Origin of the sequence: Dictyobacter alpinus (assembly GCF_003967575.1) — a bacterium.
In the GTDB taxonomy this organism is placed as follows: Bacteria; Chloroflexota; Ktedonobacteria; order Ktedonobacterales; family Ktedonobacteraceae; genus Dictyobacter; species Dictyobacter alpinus.
The window spans coordinates 292,471-314,620 of record NZ_BIFT01000002.1 but is presented as its reverse complement, the minus strand read 5'-3'; the positions used below and the strand labels follow the sequence as shown (position 1 = coordinate 314,620).

Annotated in this window: 17 protein-coding genes; 11 read left to right on the top strand and 6 right to left on the bottom strand. The window is 48.1% G+C overall.

Annotated elements, in window-relative coordinates; genetic code table 11:
* Positions 1–32: 32 nt before the first annotated feature.
* On the bottom strand, positions 33–1,250 hold the full coding sequence (locus EL633_RS23460) for a hypothetical protein (protein ID WP_126629728.1): 1,218 nt from the start codon (positions 1,248–1,250) through the stop codon (positions 33–35).
* Positions 1,251–1,824: 574 nt separating this feature from the next.
* Here EL633_RS23460 and EL633_RS23455 point away from each other — a divergent pair.
* A complete protein-coding gene (locus EL633_RS23455) occupies positions 1,825–3,192 on the top strand; it encodes an FAD-dependent oxidoreductase (protein WP_126629727.1) in 1,368 nt (455 codons plus the stop codon).
* Here the strand turns inward: EL633_RS23455 and EL633_RS23450 are convergent.
* Both EL633_RS23450 and EL633_RS23445 read right to left on the bottom strand, forming a co-directional pair.
* Positions 3,125–3,730, bottom strand: a complete 606-nt coding sequence (locus EL633_RS23450) for an NUDIX domain-containing protein (protein WP_161982372.1) — start codon at positions 3,728–3,730, stop codon at positions 3,125–3,127. The genes EL633_RS23455 and EL633_RS23450 overlap by 68 nt on opposite strands.
* 10 nt (positions 3,731–3,740) lie before the next feature.
* Positions 3,741–5,294 carry a tetratricopeptide repeat protein gene (locus EL633_RS23445; RefSeq protein ID WP_126629725.1) on the bottom strand — a complete coding sequence of 518 codons (1,554 nt, stop codon included), beginning with the start codon at positions 5,292–5,294 and terminating at the stop codon, positions 3,741–3,743.
* Between the two features lie 229 nt (positions 5,295–5,523).
* On the opposite strand from EL633_RS23445, the gene EL633_RS23440 reads away from it, so the two are divergent.
* From EL633_RS23440 to EL633_RS23410, 8 genes are all read left to right on the top strand, one after another.
* Entirely contained in the window at positions 5,524–5,760 is a 237-nt protein-coding gene (locus EL633_RS23440) for a hypothetical protein (protein WP_126629724.1), read from the top strand.
* A 421-nt stretch (positions 5,761–6,181) separates the two neighbouring features.
* Positions 6,182–6,499 carry a hypothetical protein gene (locus EL633_RS23435; RefSeq protein ID WP_126629723.1) on the top strand — a complete coding sequence of 106 codons (318 nt, stop codon included), beginning with the start codon at positions 6,182–6,184 and terminating at the stop codon, positions 6,497–6,499.
* Between the two features lies 1 nt (position 6,500).
* Positions 6,501–6,638, top strand: a complete 138-nt coding sequence (locus EL633_RS36710) for a hypothetical protein (protein ID WP_161982371.1) — start codon at positions 6,501–6,503, stop codon at positions 6,636–6,638.
* A 272-nt stretch (positions 6,639–6,910) separates the two neighbouring features.
* On the top strand, positions 6,911–7,096 hold the full coding sequence (locus EL633_RS23430) for a hypothetical protein (protein ID WP_126629722.1): 186 nt from the start codon (positions 6,911–6,913) through the stop codon (positions 7,094–7,096).
* 195 nt (positions 7,097–7,291) lie between these two features.
* Entirely contained in the window at positions 7,292–8,491 is a 1,200-nt protein-coding gene (locus tag EL633_RS23425) for a lanthionine synthetase C family protein (RefSeq protein WP_307720628.1), read from the top strand.
* A gap of 19 nt (positions 8,492–8,510) precedes the next feature.
* Complete coding sequence (locus EL633_RS23420) at positions 8,511–11,801, top strand: lantibiotic dehydratase (RefSeq protein WP_126629720.1); 3,291 nt, start codon at positions 8,511–8,513, stop codon at positions 11,799–11,801.
* Between the two features lie 141 nt (positions 11,802–11,942).
* Positions 11,943–15,467, top strand: coding sequence for a DNA polymerase III subunit alpha (gene dnaE, locus EL633_RS23415; RefSeq protein ID WP_126629719.1), 3,525 nt, complete (start codon positions 11,943–11,945; stop codon positions 15,465–15,467).
* A 624-nt stretch (positions 15,468–16,091) separates the two neighbouring features.
* Entirely contained in the window at positions 16,092–17,765 is a 1,674-nt protein-coding gene (locus tag EL633_RS23410; protein ID WP_161982369.1) for a bacterial transcriptional activator domain-containing protein, read from the top strand.
* On the opposite strand, the gene EL633_RS23405 is transcribed toward EL633_RS23410, so the two are convergent.
* Positions 17,721–18,524, bottom strand: a complete 804-nt coding sequence (locus EL633_RS23405) for a nucleotidyltransferase domain-containing protein (protein WP_126629717.1) — start codon at positions 18,522–18,524, stop codon at positions 17,721–17,723. The two genes, EL633_RS23410 and EL633_RS23405, sit on opposite strands and share 45 nt — an antisense overlap.
* 514 nt (positions 18,525–19,038) lie before the next feature.
* On the opposite strand from EL633_RS23405, the gene EL633_RS23400 reads away from it, so the two are divergent.
* Positions 19,039–19,293: a hypothetical protein gene (locus tag EL633_RS23400; RefSeq protein ID WP_126629716.1), complete on the top strand. Its 255-nt coding sequence runs from the start codon at positions 19,039–19,041 to the stop codon at positions 19,291–19,293.
* Between the two features lie 49 nt (positions 19,294–19,342).
* Here the strand turns inward: EL633_RS23400 and EL633_RS23395 are convergent, their stop codons facing one another.
* Positions 19,343–20,086 (bottom strand): hypothetical protein, encoded by a 744-nt coding sequence (locus EL633_RS23395; RefSeq protein WP_126629715.1) that lies wholly within the window; start codon positions 20,084–20,086, stop codon positions 19,343–19,345.
* 471 nt (positions 20,087–20,557) lie between these two features.
* The gene (locus EL633_RS23390) at positions 20,558–20,920 is read right to left on the bottom strand and encodes a Tn3 family transposase (protein WP_161982368.1); all 363 of its coding nucleotides are present in this window, start codon (positions 20,918–20,920) and stop codon (positions 20,558–20,560) included.
* A 496-nt stretch (positions 20,921–21,416) separates the two neighbouring features.
* Between EL633_RS23390 and EL633_RS37130 the strand changes: the two genes are divergently transcribed.
* On the top strand, positions 21,417–21,695 hold the full coding sequence (locus tag EL633_RS37130) for a hypothetical protein (RefSeq protein ID WP_174845180.1): 279 nt from the start codon (positions 21,417–21,419) through the stop codon (positions 21,693–21,695).
* Positions 21,696–22,150 lie beyond the last annotated feature (455 nt).

The following is a 22,150-nucleotide window of genomic DNA, read 5'->3' as shown; positions in this document are numbered from 1 at the left end:
CCTCATGTGCTTCCGTTTGCAGATGACCTTCTCTAGAGAGAAGGATCAATTTCAATAGTAGGCATCGTTTTGGGATCGAGCGCATATGTGTTGACGAGCCAACCGGTGCCTCCCATTGGCGCATTGGCTCCCTGGTTTTGTGGCGCTACCCGTACTAATACGACCGCCATATGATGCTGAAGAGGTTTGCCTGTAGCAGGATCACGTTGTATCGTTTCCGTCCGCTTCCCGTTGGCGAGATTGAGCTTGGATTGAAGGAGTTCGAATGGAACATTCACCCAGACAAAGGTGTGTGATTGTCCCTGCACCTGTATCATCTGAAGCTGGGCGAGAGAGGGTTGCACATTGACGACTTGTTGAATGATCTTCTGGTCGTGTATGGTGGTATAGAGCATATTATTGATCATGCGCACGTCGTTGTGCAGGAACCGCTCCTTTCCACCAGGAGTGAGCAGGAACGTTGAGCCGGTGAGCGTGCCACTATGATTGGTTGGCGTCCCAATGTTGCGATAATCATAGCTCATCTCCCGATCGGTAAAGGTGTTGCCTGTTCTCAACGCTTCAAGTGCATCGCCCAGCGTGAGTCCAGCCTGGGTCCATCCGAGTGTGTTCAGTTGTTGGGTCGAAGGTATCATTTCTGATGGCGAGGCGCTGGGTCCTTGTGTGCCTTGTGCTGAATGAGATGGAGCGGTTGATGGTTGTGATGGGGGTTGCTTTGTTGGTGCCTGTTTTTTTGCTGGTGGGTTTGGGGTTGGTTTCGACGCCTTTGCAGGCGTTGTTCCTCTTGCATCGGTTTTATTGGTCGTGTTGACATGCGTTGTATTCGCTGACGGGGTTGATTGAGCAAACACGAATAAGCTGGCACCGATGATTGTGACGAAGACAATGCTCCCAATGAGAAGCAATCTGAGCACGTGAAATGTCCCCCAGCCTTTTTTTGCTGGTGGAGTGGTTGCTGGCGATGGCGATCCTATGGTGCCTTGATGCTGAGCGGCTGTCGCAGGCATCACTGGCATGGCAGCAGAATTTTGAAATGGTACCACAAATGGATCACTCTGATCCACGTGCTCATCTTGTTTACCTCCTGGTGGAACCTGGAAATCAAGGTCGTCTTCCTGGGTATAAAACAATGATGGATTCTGTGCCGGTGCCGCTTTCTGTTCAGGTGGCGGTTGTGGCACATCAAGTAGCGGTGGGAGCGATGTGAATAGCGGGTGATTCTGTACATCTTCTGGTGGTATGTTTGCCATAATCTTCTTTTCCTCCTGGTATGAAGTATCCCAATGAACATTTTTACAAAGAATATGGAGTGCTACACGAATGGATATCTGGCCTCGTGTGTCCTCACTCAAGAGAACAGTTTACTCATTACTAGGGGGAGCCGAGCGGTAGCTATCGTGGAGAGGAGAGGGAGGGTAGAGTAGGGGAGGCAGAGGCAGGTCTGTTGCATGGAAGCGTATCAGCATCTCTGCCTTGTGCAGGCTCAGATCTGTGAATTCTTCTTGCTTTTGGTGGCATGGCGGCAATTGAACATTATATTTTACGCTGGTATCTTTGGCGATCTGGAGTGCTCCCTCTGAACGTTGTTCACTTTCTTGATGATGTCGCTGCCCATATCTTGCTTCGAAAAATCGGGGGCGGATATATATTCATGTATTGATTGTTCCTTGAGCATTTTAATACTCTTCATTATCATAGATTCTCAGAAAGCAGTCAGAAAGGAACGTGAGGCTGCATCAACGTATTGATTTCTTTTGGTAGTAAGAAAAGTTGTGAATATGTTATGATCACACATAGGCAGAACAAAGAGAAAAAAGGAATGTGATGGTGAAAAGGAAGCAACAAAGGGGTCATGCAATTGTTATTGGAGGAGGCATGGCTGGCTTGCTCGCTGCCCGTGTCCTGGCAGATACCTTTCGGCAAGTAACGGTGCTAGAACGCGATGTGTATCCACACGATAGGCCTGACTTTCGACCAGGAGTACCACAAAGTCGGCAACTTCATGTCTTACTCCTACGTGGCCAACATGTTTTGGAACAGCTCTTTCCGCAGTTGCGAAGCCATCTTTTGGAGTTGGGAGCACTGCCGCATGATTATGGTACCCAATCTTTGTATTATTATCGTGCTCGTTGCCATGTGTCCCATCGTCTTGATGGCTGGTTATGCTCTCGTTCACTTTTAGAATGGCAGATACGCCGCGAGCTTTTGGCCTCATATCCGCATATTCACTTTCTAGAAGGGAATGTAGTCACCCATCTTTTGTCTGAACCACATACGCCTGATGTTGTCACGGGCGTTCAGTTTCAAACGCGCAATCATAAGGACGATCTCTCTCTTCAAAGACTCGATGCCGATCTGGTGGTTGATGCGAGTGGTGGCTCTTCTCGAGCACCCCAATGGCTACAAATGCTTGGCAATGGCTATGAAGCGCCGCAAGAAACGGTGGTAGATGCTCAACTGGGATATGCGACTCGTTTCTATGCATCTTCAACGCACGCTCCCTATAAATTCATTTCGATCCAATCACCTGGTGGTCGGCGATCAGGTTCGCTTCTTGAATTAGAGGAAGGAAAATTGGTGGTTGTCTTGGCTGGCAAACATGGAGACTATCCGCCGCAGACAAACGATGGATATCTTGCTTTTGCCAAAGCACTTCCTGACCAGATTCTCTATGACCGAATTTGTGAGCTGGCACCGATTACACCAATCTATGGGTATCGTCGCACAGCTAATCGGTGGCGTCACTTTGAGCAATTGAAAACGGTGCCGCACAATTTTCTGGTCATGGGCGATGCGTTTTGCATGTTTAACCCCGTGTATGGACAAGGCATGACTGTAGCAGCACTGGAAGCACGTGCATTGCATGCTTGTTTGAAGCGTAGGCATGGGAGATCTTTGTCCCGTCGGTTTCATCGTATCAACGCTCGGATTATACGGATGCCCTGGCTTTTAGCGACGATGGTAGATCAAGGGATGCGTTCAGCAGATGCCAGTCCCATTGCTCACAATCATGGCAGCATCATGCGCCGATATATGGATCGGGTTACTATGTGCCTTTCTGCGGATGCGCATGTCCTCCTCTCGTTTGTGAAAGTTGTGCATATGCTGCAATCGCCATTCGCCCTTATGTCTCCCTCAATTCTGTTTCGTGTCCTGTTTTGTCATACGGCAGAGCGGCGCCCTTCTGGTTGAACCTGGTAATATCTCGCGCTATTTGGACGAGACAGGGGTGAAATTGGTTGGCATGTTCTATTACCTGGATGGGATCAATCCATTGAGAATCAGTATATTCTTCGTTGAGTTGAAGCGTTGCTTTTTCTTCAGCCGTTACGTGCACTGCTGTTGTGATGGAAAAGACATGACTTCCGTTTGCCGTTGGCTCCCACGCTCTTGTATCCCAGATCTGATTATAGTAGCCAATGATACTGCTAAGGCGGTCTTCTGGGATATCAAGATGTAATTCCCGCTTCAAATTTCGCCGTAAGGCTTGCTCAATCAGTTCACCTTTGCGCATACGCCCACCGATAACCCACCAGTCGGGGTGAGGTTCCCAGGCGCGTTTGGCAATCAACCACAAACCTTGATGTAAAATAGCAGCATCAGCGCAACAAATCACGAGCGCATCCAGCGCCTGAGCATAGATGGCATCCGTCAGGAACACACCTGGTTTTTGCTGCTCTCCCGTCGCGTATTGGTGGTTGCGATATTCTTTAACAGATTTGCGATCCACGATCTCTCCTTTACGAATTGAGCATTACACCTAAGCGAATGACCTCGATATGTTTCTTATCAAGTTGACTCAGTTGTCCTTGTAATCCAGCGATGCGTGTAATGTGGATACGTGACTTGATCTGTTTCATCCTGAGAAGCGCATCTTGTGCTGGGGTGGCTGCAGCGTCTATCAATCCCAGATCGGTGTATGCTTGCGACCAGAGATAGTCGGTATACGCATTTTGCCGTGTCATATCTCCTTCTTCTGGCACATCCATTCCATCGTTCAGTTCCTGGAGCGCCTCGCGCGGCCAACCTGCTGCGAGCATTGCAGCTGCTTTGGTATTATGGTAGGTCCGCTTGGTAATTCGAATGGCGAACTCTTCCTCAAGGACATCCCTTGTTGTTGCAATTATTTTGCCTCCATCTGTGAGACGAGCGAGCGCAGTTCGTTTCGCCTTCAAATCTCCTTGTGCCAGATGTGCCTGTGCGTATCCCTCATCGAATAGCACCACACCGTGTAACGCCTCGGGAAGCGGTTTGAGATGGCGTATTCTGGTATAGCAGTCAATGGATGCCAGATAGTCAGAGATTGCCTGTTTTCTTTTTTGATTCGCGCCTGTGCTATTTCCTTTTGCTGCCTCTATCTTTGCCTGCGCTTCTGTCACGGTTCCTCTATCGCGCAATACACTGCCAATTCGGAGCAGCGTCACCGTAAGCAAGGGAGCATTCTTTGCCCGTTCAGCTAAAATGGCTGCTTTCTCTAATTCTGCTATTGCTGTATCATATCGGCCTTGGTCGCGCAAGATGTGTGCATGAAGGTGATGATAGCGGCAGAGAACAGCGCGTAGGTCTTTCTCATCATTGCCATTGACGTAGGGCAAGGCCGCTGTGAGTTCTACCATAGTAGCAGCAATGTGCGTCAGACGATCCTGCGCTGTGCCAATATGGTTGCGGTTCCAGAGCGTTTTGAGACGATATTCGTAGACTGCTAGATCAAAGGTTGTTTCTTTTTCTCCTGATAATGTGGCGTGTGGCATGTTGGGTATCGTCTGTTGCCGGAGCAGGATTTCATCAAGGGTAAGAATTCCGAGTGTAGCTGGTGGAATATCAAGAAGCAGGGCTAACACACGACGGCGCGTCATGGAATCCAGCCCGATATTCCTCTTTTCCATGTCTCGTATTGCTTTCTCTGTCATGCTGAGCGCTCTTGCGAGTCCTTTTTGACTGCGTAATGGGTTGTTTTTTTGTTTCATCTTACGATGCTGCCTGATGGTTTGTCCAGGATCGGTTTCATCCGCCAGGGAGGCTAATCCGAGGAGAAGAGGGGGAATAGTGAGCAATCGTGCTAGCCTGCGACGAAGGGAAATCGAATCGAGGCCAACGTCATGACTCTCCAGGTAGCATATCGCCCTTTCCGTCAACCCGAGCTCCTGTGACAGATGCTTCTGAGTCCAGGTGGTATCAGTCAGTTTTTTTTGTTCTCGATACCAGTGTACTGTTTTGCCCGGACGAGGAAATCCATCCATTCCCATCTCGATTGGAGAGGGAAGTCTGAGGCGTACCCAATCAACGCTGTCCATGGCAGCAATCCCCCCTTTCTCTTGTGCGCTTTCTTGTCAAAAGTATACAGAAGATGTTGCATGCTATGCAACTCGAAAAGCACACCTCAAATTTCAGTACGTACCTCACCTGTATTGTGTGCTGATGCTCTTGTGATAGATTTGAACCTGTGACACCGCGCCAGACATGGTTGTCTGCATACAGGAAGTGGCTTAGCGTTTTTTGATGGATACCTTATCGAGGAATGGTATGAACGAAACAAATAATAGTGAAGTAGCACGACTGTTGGAGAACATACGCCTCTCCTATGAATCAGCCTATACGGCCATGCATGGTCCAGCGATCAGTGCCACGCACGAATTTATTTCGAAAAAGCTTGAAAACATACAGTCCTCTCATGTACAACTGCAAACCATTGTTGGAGAGCATGAGGCAATGAAACTTGTCGCAGAAACCTTAGATACGGCCAATGAAGCGAAGCAATAACAAAGGACGGTCACTATGAGGAGTAAGACACAATTTTATCCTTTGTATCCAATCTATCAAATGAGCCAATCGAGCCCAACTATTCCAATTGCACGCGTTCGAATGGAGACACCTCAGCAACGATTCGCGAGATTAAAACAGACGGCGGACGCGACAGGGAGGCGGTTGATCCATGTCTATCTTGAAGATGAAAGAAAGCGGAAGGGCGAACAACATTAACCTCTCTCTGTTGATTGCATGAGCCTACTACAAACCGCCCTTTGTAGGCACCTCTTATGTATTCCAGTTTTGATGATTGGGCTACTCTATTTCAGCCTTTTTATTATCGGTAGAGAGGTGGATACTTTTGAGCAAAAGAAAGAAACGGAAGAAAGGGACATCGCTGCCTCCACACATTTTATTTCCTCTTGAGGCAGTGAAGATGCTGAAAGATGCGCTCAGGTTAGTAGATGAAACCTTTGCGCGCAACACCGAATTGTTGCCTAACCTTGAGCTAGGCCGGGAGACGCTTGCCCACCTGAAAACAAAAGTTGATGCGATGCTTCAGGGGGAGGATTGGAACAAAGAGATGCCATTTGATTACAATGAACTGCATATCCTCTCTGCGGCAATACAGATGTATCTCGTTGAGCTATCACTGTCTGGCAACGCACAGCTCATGCCAACCTGTCTGCGGCTGTGTAAACAGTTCAGTGCTGTGATCGCGTCGTGCCATACCACTATGAGAGATTCTGTATAAAGTGAATCAGGGTTTCAATCCAACGACGACGATGGGCATTGTGAATAAGCTTCCCTCTTTTCTCTGGCAAGCTGGCTTCAAACAAGCGAATATCCATTCATCTGCGATCGATAGCAACTATAGCGGGATCAATCTTTGACTGAAGCAATTCAATGTCCACCTATATCCAGGTACATATGTGCTGTTGTCCTTGAATCAGTATAACCGAATAACGTGTTTTTGTGCAGAGTGAAGGAGGAGCGAAAGAGGAAACATAGATAGATGGTAGGAGTGATGTAGGAGAGCGTTTTGTTATTCTACGTGCAGAGAAATGTGACGAGCATGCTTATTGTGCATAGACCGTTCACCGTTTCTGCTTGTGACAATAGTGTTTTGTTCTTACCTGTTTAGAAAGACGGAGAAAATTTACACATGGAAAACATGACATGGATGGATGCATCTTCTCAAGTTGAGCAACAGGATGCTCACGAGCGCATTGATCTGGACATTCGTATTGTTGAGCATGCTCAGCCTCTCTCAGATGGATTGGTTCATCAAGGATCTGGCTACCTTACCTGCAAGACTGATTCGACGTGTGATGGCTCGGACGCGTGCTGATCACGCTCCTGATCTTTTGTCCCTCTATCAGCAGCGGCTCTTTCGGGTCGCTGCTGGTGCGCTGAGAGAAAAGGAGGAACATACGTGATCCCATATTCCTAGTCCGTATCAGTTGATCCGTCGCTCCGTGAGCGCGTTTTTCAAGTCATCTTGCCGATCGCCGATCAGTTAGCTGATCCCGAAGTTATTACCGAAATGACCCATGACATGGATCCGTTATATTGGACGGACACCTCTCTGATGGCTGGATTTCCAGGTCTGGCCTTGTTTTATCTCTTTCTTGCGCGTGGCACCCGGGAACAGCAGTGGTTGGATGTTGCTTATTGCTACCTTGACCGGGCCGTGAAAGCGACCCATACCCATCCTTTGGTTCTCCCTACTCTCGGGAAAGGGACGGCTGGAATGACATTGTTGCTGTCTCTTTTTGGTGAGCAGGATGAGCGTTTCATCTGGATTCGCCATGATGTGGATCAACGTCTGGCTCAGCAGACGCTTGACTATGATTGGTGGCTCCCGATCGATGGCAACCGGCTGTTCAACTATGATCTTCTTGTTGGTGTTTCAGGCGTCCTCGCCATATTGGTACGTACCGGCGTTCATATGGGGATTATTCAGGAGGCTATTGAGCGGTTACTTCATGTGCTCCTTCAATTTGTGATGGGAGAACAGACGTACCAAGATCACCCATGGGCTGTCCCTGCGACCCTTTTTCCAACCGCGCAACGGCGGTATCGAACCGCGCCAGTGATTAACTGTGGATTGGCCCATGGGATACCGGGTCCTTTAGTGGCTCTTTCTTTGGCCTGGCAGGCCGGGTACCGCATCGATGGACAATGGACTGCCATGCAGACGCTGGCTTCCTGGCTTGCCGAGCAGTATGTGCAGACGGCCTGGGGAATAGACTGGCCGGATGTTGTCCCGATCCAGTTTTCTCACCAGCCAGATCCGTTTCATCCCCCCGCACGATCTGGCTGGTGTTATGGAGCTCCGGGTGTGCTTCGAAGTTTATGGATTGCCGGACATACCTTGTCGGATAGCGCGCTTCAACAGCGTACTCTTCAGGGCCTAGATGCTCTCCTTCAACGTCCTACCGAAACGCGTCAGATTGATCCTGTGACCCTGTGCCATGGTCAGGCTGGACTGTTGCTCATCTTTACCCACTTTTTTCAGGAAACCGGTCGCAGTGATGCGCAAACACAAATCATTCACCTGGTTGAGCAGATCCTTGAGGATGCGCATGGCGATACTCCGCTTGGGTTCAGATATGCATTTCGGCGAGAACAGTCTGTAAATTCTCCTGGTCTTCTGTTGGGCGTCGCTGGCACTTTGCTGGCACTTCTGGCGGCGATCACAGACGTCCCACCAGTATGGGACCGTGCTCTGTTGCTTTCATAGCTGTGAAGGGAGAACAGTAATGTTCCATGATGGAAGAAAAAGGACGGGACAGAAGCAGCAGTGTCTATCAAAGCAGGATGCTTCTCTCTATCACGCTACCGGAACGTTTTTAGTACGCGTGCCAGCGTTTTCTCTTGCCGTGTTTCTTCAACTGACAACTCGGCATATCTTCTGTGAGACCAGTGAAGAAGGCAATGAGGATGAGGCATTTGCCGAGGGAGTGCAGCACGGCTATGAACAGGTGCGTCTGCTCATGATGACTTCCAGCTTTTTTCGTGTGGCGGTATCACTGGCAAGCCAGGATTTGGTGCAAGGGTTCTTTCGTCTCCATCAGGATCCTGTCTCGCCTGCACGAATGAAGCGTGTCTATTCACGACTGATGAGATATCTCGTACGCATGAGTACCCGTGCGACCCCCTTTGGGCTCTTTGCAGGCGTGGCGCTGGGAACAATTACTGATACCACCCAGCTGACCCTTGAGCAACACGCACTTGGTCATGTGCATGTGCGGCCTGATATCGGGTGGTTGTCTGCATTTTTGCGTGAGCGAGAGCAGCAACCACATGCACCGGCGCAGATGTGTTTGATGGTGAACTCGACGGCACAGGTGGTTGGGAATCGTGTGCTTCTTTCTTCTGTCGATGAGGGAGGAAATACTGCAAACGAGACACTTTCTCTGCGTGCCATTCCCCTTGTACGGCGTGTTTTTGAGATTGCTCGTTACCCTCTTTGCTATACTGATCTGGTTACTGCACTTTCACACGCGTTTCCTCGCCTGCCTGAGTCACAGATCCATCTCGTGCTGAAACAACTCTGGGATGCGCATGTCCTCATGAGTACGCTGCATCCACCATTAACCGGTGGCGAGCCACTTACATTTGTGCTACAGCAACTCCAGTCATGGCCACATTCACGCTGGGCGCAACATATGAGGGAAGAGCTTCTGTCATTAGAACCGTTGCTGAATGCGGTTCATCACGCGGATTTGTCCGAGTGCAATGCATTGGAGGACCATCTCTCTGCATTGTCTGCTCGCCAGAATGCCCTGGTGGCTCATTATCCGCATTCTTTGGTACAGGTTGATGCTGCCCTGACAATGAAACACCCATCGTTGCATACCAGTGTCGCTGCCGCTGTGGAGGAGGCGGCAGATGTTTTGCTTCGTCTGGGTATATATCCACGGGGTATTCAGACACTGGAGCGCTATCGTGCCGCATTTGTGCACAAATATGGGATGGCAGAGGTGCCACTGTTGCGCCTGTTAAGTACGGAAAGCGGGCTGGGTGCGCCTACAAACTACACACGACCTCCCCGATCGTATCCATTGCCGGCGCTGGAAATCCCATCGAAGCAAGATCAAACACGCGATCAACAATTGTGCGCTCTGTTGATGCATGCTCTTAAGAGGCAACACATGGAGATTGTCCTTACTGAGGAAATGATTCAGGAGCTCACGCAATGGGCGCCCTCACCGGAGCATCCTGCACCTCCAGAAATTGACGTTTTTTTTCAGGTTCAGGCAACGTCTATGAATGAAGTCGATCAGGGGAGCTGGGAGTCCCTGGTCATTCAAGGACTTGTTCCTGGTGGACGAACGATGGGTCGCTTTGCTCAGGTGCTCGGCGGGTCAGCGGTAACCTCTCTACAAGCTTCTGCGCGTGAGGTTGAGGCATTGTTTCCAAATGTGGTGTTTGCAGACCTCACCTATCTGCCATCTGATGCACGCGGTGCCAATGTTGCGTTGCGCCCACCATTGCATCCCTATGAGATCACAGTGAATACCATGCCATCACGTGCCGAGGAGTTTGTGTTGTCTCTTGATGATCTTGTGGTCGGCGTTCGAGACAATCGGTTGTATGTCCGGTCGCTTCGTTTGGGCAAAGAGGTGAAAGTGTATCAACGGACCATGCTCAATGTCCGTTATGCGCCCAATATTTGCCGATTTTTATTGGAGATTGCTGAGGATGGTTCGCCCCATCCTGAGCCGTTCGATTGGGGGATGATGCGTACGGCTCCTTTTTTACCACGGGTCGTCTATAAAAAAATCGTCTTGAGCCTGGCACAATGGCATGTGCGCTTGAGGGATATTCAGCCAGAGGGAAAAGGGAATGAAGAGGTCCGTTGGTTTATGGGACTTCAGCAGTGGAGGAAGCGTTGGCAGGTTCCTCGCTATGTATATCTGACAACCCTTGATCAGCGACTGCTGTTAGATCTTGAGCATCCTCTCCTGGTTCAGGAATTATGGTCGGAATTGAAGCATGCGCAGCCGGGAACGTCCATCTGTTTACAAGAGATGCTTCCTGATTTTGACCACCTCATCTGTCGGGATGTGCAACAAGCGCCCTATATAGCTGAGATGGTGATGCCTCTTGTGCTTCGGGCTTCTTGCTCTATGACGTCTGGAGCAGCTCAGGTTCAGCATGCTCTGTATCCCTCGGTTGTCTCGACGGAAGAACGAAGCTTTCTTCCTGGTGAGGATTGGATGTATCTGAAAATCTACATTGCTCCCCTTTTTCAAGATGAGTTGATTACAGGTCCATTGCGTGAGATTGTGAAGCATGTCCGTGACGCAAACCTGTGTGATGAATGGTTTTATCTCAGGTATGCTGATCCAGATCCTCACCTGCGCCTGCGTTTTCATGCCAGGATCCCTGATGCCAAGGAAACGGTGTTGAAGCTGGTTCTTTCCTGGGCTCATCAGCTTGTTCATGCTGGCACTGTGACCAATGTGCACGTTGTTCCCTATGAGCGTGAAATTGAGCGGTATGGTGGCCCAGCGTTGATTGGAGATATTGAGCGCTTCTTTTCATCAAATAGTGATATGGTGAGCGAACTTGTGGCATTACAGTACACCAAACATGTGACCTATCACCCTTTGGTGGTGGCAGTCATGACCCTGGATCAGCTTTTTTGTTCCTGGGGATATGATCTTTCTGCGAGACTCAGGCATGCCCAGGCACATACGCACAAGTATGCCTCGAAGGAGGTATTCGCTGCCCATCGTAAGCAACTGAGCACGCTTCTTTTTCCATGGCGTTATGAGGATGAACACAATGAGTCCCTTATGTCCCAGCGGCAGACTATCCTTTCGCTGTGTGCCTTGCAAGCGTCGATGGCTGTGCACCTCATGACACACATCCACATGCTCGCAGCACAGAACGCTCTCTGGAATGATCCTGAGCATATTCTTGGAAGTCTGGCCCATCTGCATCTGAATCGCTTGCTTGGGATTGATCGCAAACAGGAGCAAGTCGTGTATGATCTCTGGCGGCACGTGTTGGAAGCAACCACACGACGCCCGCCTGGGTGATCATCTGTTTGGCTCTTTTGTGCTCGGAGGAGCGCCACAAAGGATTTTTTGTTGTGTTATGATGAGAACATATATTCTAATTATAGCGGCTCTAGCTGACTCTACGGATAGTGTGTTTTGAAGAAGAGGAAAGAGAAAAATATGAGAAGTAGTGCCATTGAGTTTGCCCATTTGCATGTCCATACCGAGTATTCGTTGCTCGACGGTTTGAGTCGTGTCAAGAAGTTGGCAAAACGCTCGAAAGAATTGGGGATGTCCCATCTGGCGATCACTGATCATGGCACGATGTATGGCGTATTAGATTTTTATAAAGTGTGCCGGGCTGAAGGTGTGCATCCAGTGCTTGGGGTTGAAGGCTACCTGGTAGAACATATTCATGAGCATAAACGACTTCCAGCGGGACAACATGATTACTCTCACCTCCTCTTGCTAGCGAAAAATACCACGGGATATCAGAATCTGTTGCGCTTAGTGACTATTGCTAATACTGAGGGACTACGCTCCAATAAACCTCGCATGGATAAAACAGTGTTAGCTCGGTATAGCGAGGGTATTATTGCCACCTCGACTTGTCTCGGTGGTGAGGTGCCGCAGCTCTTATTGAAAGAACGGTATGAAGAGGCCTGTCAGGTTGTGCGGTGGTATCGCGATGTCCTGGGACCAGACAACTATTACTTAGAGCTTCAGGTCCATCAAGGGTATCCCGAGCAGGAACTGGTCAATAAACAACTCTATCGGATGCATAAAGAATTGGGTGTTCCACTCATAGCAACCAATGATTTGCATTACGTTGATGAGCAGGATGCCCATACGCATGAAATTTTGTTGTGTGTGCAGACGCAAAATACGCTCTCGAACCCCAAACATTTTCAGTTTGAAAGCGCCGAATTCTTTTTGCGTAGCCCCCAGCAGATGTTCGAGTTATTTGCAGAACTGCCAGAGGCTCTCTGTAATACGGTTCGTATTGCTGAGCAGTGTGTTGTGGATCCACTGTGTTCGAAAGCGCGCCTGCCGCATTTTTATCCCATTCCACCAGAGTACGCCTCTCCTGATGACTATCTGTATGCCTTATGTTTGCAAGGGGTGAAAGAACAGTTTGGAGAAATGACTGAGCCGGTACAGCGGCAACTCGACTATGAGTTTCGTGTCATTGCTCAGAAAGGCTTTGTCGATTATTTTTTAATTGAATGGGATTTTGTCAATTATGCGCGTTCGCGTGGAATTCGTTGTTCGGCCAGAGGTTCGGCTGCTGGCTGTTTACTTGCCTATGTGCTGAGAATTACCAATGTTGATCCGTTACGTTATCAATTGCCATTTGAACGCTTCTTTACGCCTGAACGCGAAGACATGCCCGATATTGATATGGATTTTCAGGACAATCGCCGCGAGGAGGTGATTGCCTATATGAGTGTGAAATATGGGCCTGAGTGTGTTGCTCAACTGGTAACCTTCAATACCATGGGGGCAAAGAATGCTGTGAAAGATGTCGCACGTGTGCTTGCATTGCAAGAAGTCGGAGATCGGATCAGCCGTTTGATTCCTACTGGACCCAATGTGACCTTGCAGGGAGCCATTGATGAGGTGCCAGAACTACAGCACCTCTCTCAACACCATGAGCAGGCTCAGGAGATCCTCAAGCAGGCGCTAAAATTGGAAGGAAGTGTTCGCTCGACAGGGGTGCATGCTGCTGGCGTCGTGGTTGGGCATGCACCGTTAGAAGCCTTTGTCCCACTTCGTTTGAAGGATACTAAAGATCCTACTCAGGGGCGCGTGGTCCAGTATGAACAGCTTCATTTGGAGGAATTGGGGCTGATCAAATTTGACTTTCTTGGCTTGGTCAACCTGACGATTCTGGACAATACCATTGCCTTTGTGCGAGCTGAACGTCAGGAAGAGGTCGTATTAGAACGCATTCCACTTGAAGAGGTCCCTGGTGACGAGGGGCAAAACACACGTCGAGCCAGGGCGTTTGCCCTGCTTGCGGCCGGGGAGACGACCGGGATCTTTCAACTTGAAGGTGCCAAGATGCGTGAGTATATTAAGCAACTGGTCCCCAACCGGATTGAAGATATTATGGCGATGGTGGCTCTCTATCGTCCCGGACCGATGGAGAGCATCCCGGATTTTATTGATGCGAAACATGGACGCAAGAAGGTCTCTTATCTCGACCCTCGTCTGGCCACCTGGCTTGACGAATCCTATGGCATTATTGTTTATCAGGATCAGGTTTTATTTATTGCCGTGAATATCGCTGGTTTTTCCTGGGGGAAAGCGCATAAGTTTCGCAAGGCCCTGAGCAAGAAGAAGATGGAAGAGGTGGCCGGTTATCGCAGTGATTTTATTTGTGGGTGTATCTCGAATGGGATTCCACCAGATAATGCTGAACGACTCTTTACGCTGATTGAGCCGTTTGGAGGATATGGTTTTAACAAGCCTCATGCAGCCAGTTATGCGGTTGTTGCTTTTTATTGTGCCTATCTCAAAGCCAACTACACAGCTGAATTTATGGCAGCGACCTTGACCGCCGTGTCCGACGACGCCAAAAAGATCGCCAATGCCGTGCTGGAGTGCAAACGGTTAGGGGTTGAGATTTTTGGGCCTGACGTCAATAAAAGTGAAATGGGATTTCGCATTGAGCAGGGGGCAGTACGCTTTGGGATGCTCGCTATCAAAGGCGTTGGGGAAGGCCCGATTCTCGAAATGGTGCGTGCTCGTACAGATGGCGGACCTTTCACCTCTCTTGGGGATTTCTGTACACGGGTTGATCCGCGCTGGGTTGGCAAAGGAGTCATTGAGACACTTATTAAAGCTGGGGCGATGGATGGTTTGGCAGCGAGTAATCGTCCGAAGCTCTTAGGATCGATAGAACGGGCGTTGCTCTTTGGGAAGCATGAACGTATGGCACGACTACAAGGATTAGTCAGCTTGTTTGATACTATCGAGACAGGTACTGAGACCTTTGATTTTCAACTGAGTGAACGTTATCCAGGCATCTCGCGGAAGCACCTGTTGAGCTGGGAGAAGGACGTGTTGGGTGTCTATCTATCTCATCATCCTCTCGCGTATCTGACAGAGATGTTGAACGATGTGGTCACGCATACCTCTGGAGAAATCAGCGCTGAATTAGATCGACACAAGGTTGTCCTGGGTGGCTTGATTAAAGAAGTACGCAAGATTACCACAAAAAAAGGCGATGCGATGTGTGTGGTCCAGTTAGAAGATATGACCGGCTCAATGGGTGTGACCGTCTTTCCACGTGTGTATGCGGAGAGCAGCGCGATATGGGAAGAAAATGCTGTGGTCATCATTCGTGGCGAAGTGCAGATTCGCCACGATGAGCCGAATATCCTTTGCAACACAGTTTCAGAACTCCAGGCAGTCGAAGAAGAGATGAACCGCAAACGTTATCACCTCTGGTTGCATATGCTTTTAAGTGGAGAAGATGAGCTTTCCGTTTCGAATGACCTGATCAAGGTACATAAACTGAAGCACTGTATCCAGCAGCATCCAGGGCGTGATCATTATGACATTATCGTCTCCGACCATGAATGGCAGGCGCTTTTGACGCCAGACAATAACACGCTCGGTTATAGCCAGACGCTCACCGCATCTTTAGAAACGATCCTCGGAAAAGGAATGGTTGAAGTACGAGCAACTGAATTCTAAGCACATCTCCCTCCTTTTTGCGGGATCTTCACAAGAGGCAGCTTCTGATTCAGAAGAGCTGTCTCTTGCTCATATACCCTGATATGGGGAGCAAGGGAGGAGGATGCCCCTTGTTTTCTTCGTCTAACAGGAGGTTGGGGGGAACAATACTGCGTAGTATTTCTGTAGAAAATGTATCTCTACAGAGCATTCAACTGCTATACTATGAGAGAAATGTTTTAGGAAAGAATATATGTTTGTGGGGGAGAATGAGCTATGGCTGAGGTACAGTATGAGATGCAGGAACGCGACAGAACAGGCTCTCCAATAGTACGTATCTGGCTCTATGGTATATGTACGATTGAGTGGATGGATCCTGTGACAGGCGAAGCCCTTTCCAGACCTGATCTATCTCGTGGAGGAAGAGATCATGCAGCAGCGTTCTCGTTGCTCAAATTACTCCTATGTCAGCCACAGCGACGAGCGCATCGAGACTGGATTATGGAGCAATTCTGGCCTGAGGGTGGACGTAATGCCGCAACCCATCGGTTGGAAAATATTTTTTCTGTATTGCGTAAAATGGTTTGCCATCCGGTCACTGGTGAAAGTCTGTTACGTTCTTTCCGTGGAGGGAAAGAGAATGGTATGATCTATCAACTTGCCGAGGCCTCCCAGTTGTGGCTCGATACCGATGCTCAGGCATGGAATGTGGAGCAGGCTGCTCGTATGGAACGGTTTGGAGATGATGCCCAGCCGTTCTGGGAACGTGCCTATGCGCTTGGCAAGCGTGGTTCATTCCTGCCTGATGATCGCTATGTTGATTGGGCTGTGCAGCGGCGGAAGGAGGTTGAGGGCTATTATCGTCAGACAATCCATGCTCTGGCCCGTTTGTATGTCGCTCGGTATGGGACAGCAGGAGCTTCTGAATCACTTCTTGTGCTGCGCACGTATTGGCAGCAATACCCAAAGGATGAAGATGCCTTACGCTTGTTGATGCAAGTACTCAGTCAACAAGAACGATATCAAGAGGCGGTTGAGTATTATGACCAGCTATGTGATTTCTTACAAGAAGATGATGATCAGCCTGACGAACGCACGAAAGATATTGCTGAGTATTGCAGGACCAAACAAATTCAGTATGGGTCAGTGGCCTTTTCAGAGCGGGGTAAACAGAGTCAGCAGCACATATTGGCTTTTCCTTTTCCTCTTGCTGTTCAAGATACCTTAGAGATATCTCATGTTTTAGATGGAGCATTTCCCTTGAATACATCTCGTCGCGCTATGCTTCAACAAATCGTTGGTTGGGTGGGTGCAACTGCTTTTTCTCCCCAGTCCTCCGTGAATATGAATGTATCGTGTAGCTTTTCTCCTTCAACATCTGCAACTGTCAAGCGACATTCTTTACAAAAAATTTCTACAGAGACCTTGAATGATTTTTCACAATTAACTGAGACATGTCGAAGTCTCAGCGAAGGGAATGAATTGAAGACGGCCGAACGTGTGCTGTGGTCGTATCTTCCTCAAGTTGAAACGCTTGCTCAAGTTCAGTCACCCTATCAGAAAATTGCAGCAGCGATTACTTCTCAAGTCTACGTATTAGCTGCGTCATTGGTAGGGCATCATAGTGATCTTCAATCTCGACAGAGTTGTAGTGAAAGAGCAATATGGTACGCAGAATGTGCTCAAGATGTGGAGTTACACGTTGCAGCTCTTCGGCAGCTTGCTGTGACGTTCGATTATTTAGCACTTCCCAAAAACGTTTTACAGACGTATCAACGAGCCCTTCCTCATCTGAAGCATGTTTCTCCGCGTTTGCAAGCATGTATTTATTCAGCATTATCAGGTGTTTATGCACAGTTACAACACGAAGAAGAAGCTCATCAATTTATGGGGCTAGCATATGAAAAATATCCCGAAGATAAACAAAATGAACCTGGATATCTTCGCACAATTAATGCTAGCTATCACACCCTGATTTTATGGGATGGTTTAAATCATCTTGAACTTGGCCAGCCACTGAAGGCACATAATATACTTCAGCAGATCCCAACAATGGGACCTACGGAGCAAATACCTGAGCGAATTCGGGTCGAATTCCTCAATTATCAGGCGAGGGCTTTGATGGCTGTAGGCGATTTAGAGCAAGCATGTGCCTATATTGAGACAGCTGTAGAAGCATCCACAGCAATTGGTAGTCGTAAACGCTTTCAAGAATCCTTTGCTGTTTTTCAGCAGATGAAAGATGTTTGGCCAACAGAGATGCGTATCCATGAGCTAAGAGATCTTTTTCTGCAGCGTATGATCAACCATATGGAGTAATGTTTCAATGGTTTGTCGATGTTCTGGCTGAATATGGGACGCCAAACTGGACACCGTTTCCTGATAGAGATGAATGGCCGCAATTCCTCGTTGTTCGATGGAAAGAGAGGAAGAGGATACGCCCGCTGCTTGCATATAGTACTGTGTCCAGGCTGATTCAAGTCCTATTGCTTCTTGAACTTGCTGAAGATAGTGATCCCCTCTCGCAAGAATTCCCTTTTGCACACCAACAGCTTCCATCACCGTTGGAAGAATATGAACACAGATGCGTTCGACAAGCATAGTTGTATCGCCTCTGTAAATAGCTCCCAATGTTCTGAGAATAACTTCAGATAACTCGGTGAGTAGTCTACTCGCATACACATCTGCATCTGCCTGAAGAGAGCTCCATGCCCAGTGAGAGATTTCTTGCTGGAAGGCATGAAAAACTCCCTCCCTATCAAGCAGAATGTGAGCATCTCGTATAGTTGATAATCGAAAGATAGCCTCCTGTGGAATACGGAGCCACTCTTTATAAATAGAAAGCGGACGACTGGAAAGGTTGAGGAGATAGCCATCATACCAGATGAATTGTTTCTGTTGGCGCCGTTCAGGAGTCTCTCTTGTAATTCTTACAATGTCAATATCACTATACGGAGGCCTCGCATCTCCACGTGCATAACTTCCATGAAGAATGATCGCTGTTACCGTTTCATCGTCGATATCGGCAACAAGTTTTTGCAAGAATGCATCGGATAACTGTGGGGATAAAGAAGTCATTGCTTGTACCCTTCATCGTGGTAATAAGGATTTTCTGTGAATTATTATACATTATGCGATGATGGAATATACCTCTGGATAGATCAGGATCTCCCTTCACCTTTAGTAAAGCATTTGTTATCAGCCCAACTGTACCAGATCTCACGTACGTAGTTGCGGGCATCCTCAATGTGCCACGAGAACAGGTGGATGTTCACCTGATTATGCTTGGGTATGTCAGTTGTTATACAAAGTACCCATGTTCCCGGTCCTAATGGGCTGCTGGGCGGGTATCCTTCCTGTGTAGATGCACAGGGAGTAGAAGTCGTTTTCCCATGAGATGATTCCATTACAAACCACCATCCACATCAACGAAGATGGAAATGTCCTCATAGGAGCAGCTAAGGAGTATGAAATCAGAAGCAGGCTTCTCGGATGGAGTTTAGTCGGAGCGCTGTCTGGTATTCTCAATAGTAATGTGCGTTGGTTGTAATGCACTTAAATTTGTAGTGCTATGAGTTGAGAAGGAAGATTAGTGAGTACGTTTCCTACACCTGAGAGCGAAGTGACACGGTTGCTCAATCAAATCAAAGCTGAATATGAAGCAGCTCAGAATGGTTTGTATGGCTTAGCCTCGGGGACCTCACAGCATGCATTTATTACTGCTCGCATGGAGCATATGAGCCTACTTCATACCGAGCTTCAATCACTGATTGGAGATGCTGCAACTGCCTTAGTGGTTGAGCAGTTGAATGCATCTCCAGAACAGCATTCAGTGGAACATCCGTAATAGATATTGGCAGGTGTGGTGACGTTTCCGCCCCAAGGAGACGTGGAGCTTAATTGGAGACTTTTTGTTCTTTATGAGATGTCACAGCGATCTCTTCTTCTACTTCAATGATCGAAGCATCTTGTAGCCACACCTGTCCTCTCCCTTGCAATAAGAGGCCAAAGGCAATATCCAGGCTCTCTTCTGGTACATCCAAAACGACCTGATACCGTTGCCAATCAACGGTCCCTTGAATCGGGCGATCTTGCATATTATCGTGATCAAGAGAATCGACCTGGGGACCATCAATCCGCATCCAGAGTCCAGACCATCCTTCAATCTCCTCCGCTTTTACTAACGCTGAGAACTGGATGCGTTTTCCTGCATACGGCTCCGCGTCAATTTTCAGCATCAAGGTAGCAAACCCTTCGCCACCTTGTTCATTTGAGCGCAGAAAGACGCTTTTTTTGAGTGGTTGAGTACTCTCCACGGTCACTCCATGGAGATAGTGTTGAGGATGAGATCCTACGAGAAATAATTTGCGCTCAAGCAATTCCAGCGGCGTTGATGTGACTGGGGCCGCGATTCCATCGAGGGAAGAGAAATCCCAGGATCCTCGCTGGAGTGCATCTCGTTCCAACTTTGTCCATCGTTCTTGGAGTGCTGGACTCTTCCCGATCTCATGCATCAAGGCGGTTGATAATATATTTGCTGCGTATGATGCAGCCGGACTGCCATCAAGCGCGACACAGAGATCAAGTGCCTTCCGAATCCGCGGACTCAGACTGAGATAAATACGTGTTGGTGCATTCATAGACCACTCCTCCGTCGAATTGATGCTAATTTGTTACTTATAAGTAACAAATTAGCATCAATTCGACGGTTTGTCAAGGAAGGTATCAGCTTCTTTTCCTGTTTTACGTCACCGTATTATTGCGGAGAGATGGAGATGCGGGCTGTCTTGTTCTCATCTGTTTCTTTTGCTCATTGTATGAGAAGGCTTTTAGAACATGAGAATGTCCTCGCCATATGAATGCAGCACCTGGAGCCATCCTCCTGTGAACAGCGGTGAAAGAATTTTGGCAATAAGAGCAGTTTGCCCCAGAAGTGAAAACTGGGCGAATTGACCATTCTTGGTCAATGTTGGTTGCCAGAGTCAAATCGTGACGCCGATAGCCATAAGGAAACCAGCAATTCCGGCAATAATCGGGGTTTGCCCACGGTTGGAATAGAAAGTTGGAATAGCAAAACAGTTTAAAAGGACTAAGCTTTTCCCAACAAAATATTAGTAAAGCTCCTCAGAAAAAGATGTTAGAGGGCGAAAGGGTCGGTGGTGACATTGAGCCACGCTCTCTAGAAGCACGAAATGATAGGTGCGGTGGACATTGATATGCTGGAAACGACGTGGAGCAAGCCGCTCTACATCCTCTGGCCGAACCTCTTGCCCACTGTTGCGCAGTCCCTCCAACGCATCTTGTACGTACCAGGCGTTCCACAAAACAATCATATTGACCATAAGACCTGGCACACCCAACTGATCCTCCTGACCCTGGTGATAACGTTGACGTAGCTCACCATGCTGACCATGAAAAATATGTTGTGATTCGACAATCTCTTTGTCCTCGCCAGCGGCATATATAATGTCCACCAACCGGCTCTAACCTTGCTCCACATCTCTGGCAAAATAGAGGCAGTTCTCGTTTTGACACATATCTGTGTTTGTGGCGCTTTCTTTGAACCATAAAATGTCTTGTGGTCCACTTCTCGAAAATTCTGCTCATTTTCATAGAAATTGACGGGCTACTGGTCGTAGATATGCGTCAAAACGGACAAGATCCATATCTTGTCCGAGGCGGCTAAAACGTTTGGCAAATCACAAAATATTTTCCACAATAATCACAAGTATTTTTATGAGTAACTTATAACAAGCTGTCCTATATATTATATGGATTTTAGATGTATCTGATTGCATACTTACCATAGGTTATTCAACAACCTATGAATGGCACTCACAAACACGTTCTATGTGTCATATTAGGTGGATGAGTTACCATAAGCATGGACATGTCATGAATGTTTTCACCTTCTCTTGTTTTGTGGGTTATTCTTAGCAAAGAACGTGTATTGTTACAAAGGAGCATTTCATGAAGAACGCGTTTGGTTTCAATTTTTTAGAAGAGATGTCACGTTTTGATGTCACTGGTGGTTATGATGAGGAGCAAGAAATATGGGTGAGCGCTGACGGTGTAAGCGCATTGGGAACTAGCTCTTTCACTGGTTCTGGCACTGGCACTTTCACTAGTTCTGGCACTGGCACTGGCACTAGCACTATGTGTTCTCAGAACGATAGTGATAGTGATAGTGATCCTGATACTGATAGTGATCCTGATACTGATACCGATTCTGATCCTGATTATGACTGATTCTAATGTTTTTTTAAGTATTGACGTTTAGATAAAACAGAAAAAAAGGCAGCCCTGGCTTCATTCAGCTCAAACGCAAGCAATTTGAGTGGTGGAGGTTGTCGGTGGCGGTGACGATGCATCAACTTCTAATGGCTCGTCACCTTGGGGAGTTACCCGATCGTCTCTGGGAAACTACTCGGCGTCCATTGACCTCTCGGCAGGTTCGTCGGAGTATGCCTGCAATTTTGAGGCAGGTAGGAACATAGATTCGGACGTGCCAATCGCAAGGAAATCCGCTTGGATGCACACAGGTATTTCACTCATGGCCTGCTCCACGCTATCCTGCGGTTCTAAAAGGCAAGTGCAAAGTCAAAACAGAGGCTGAGTGGTCAGCGAAAGTGAGCAATGGGAACCGGTTTTCCTTATTGGGTAACGGAGAACACACATGCTCGCAAGCTCTGCTTGTCTAAACT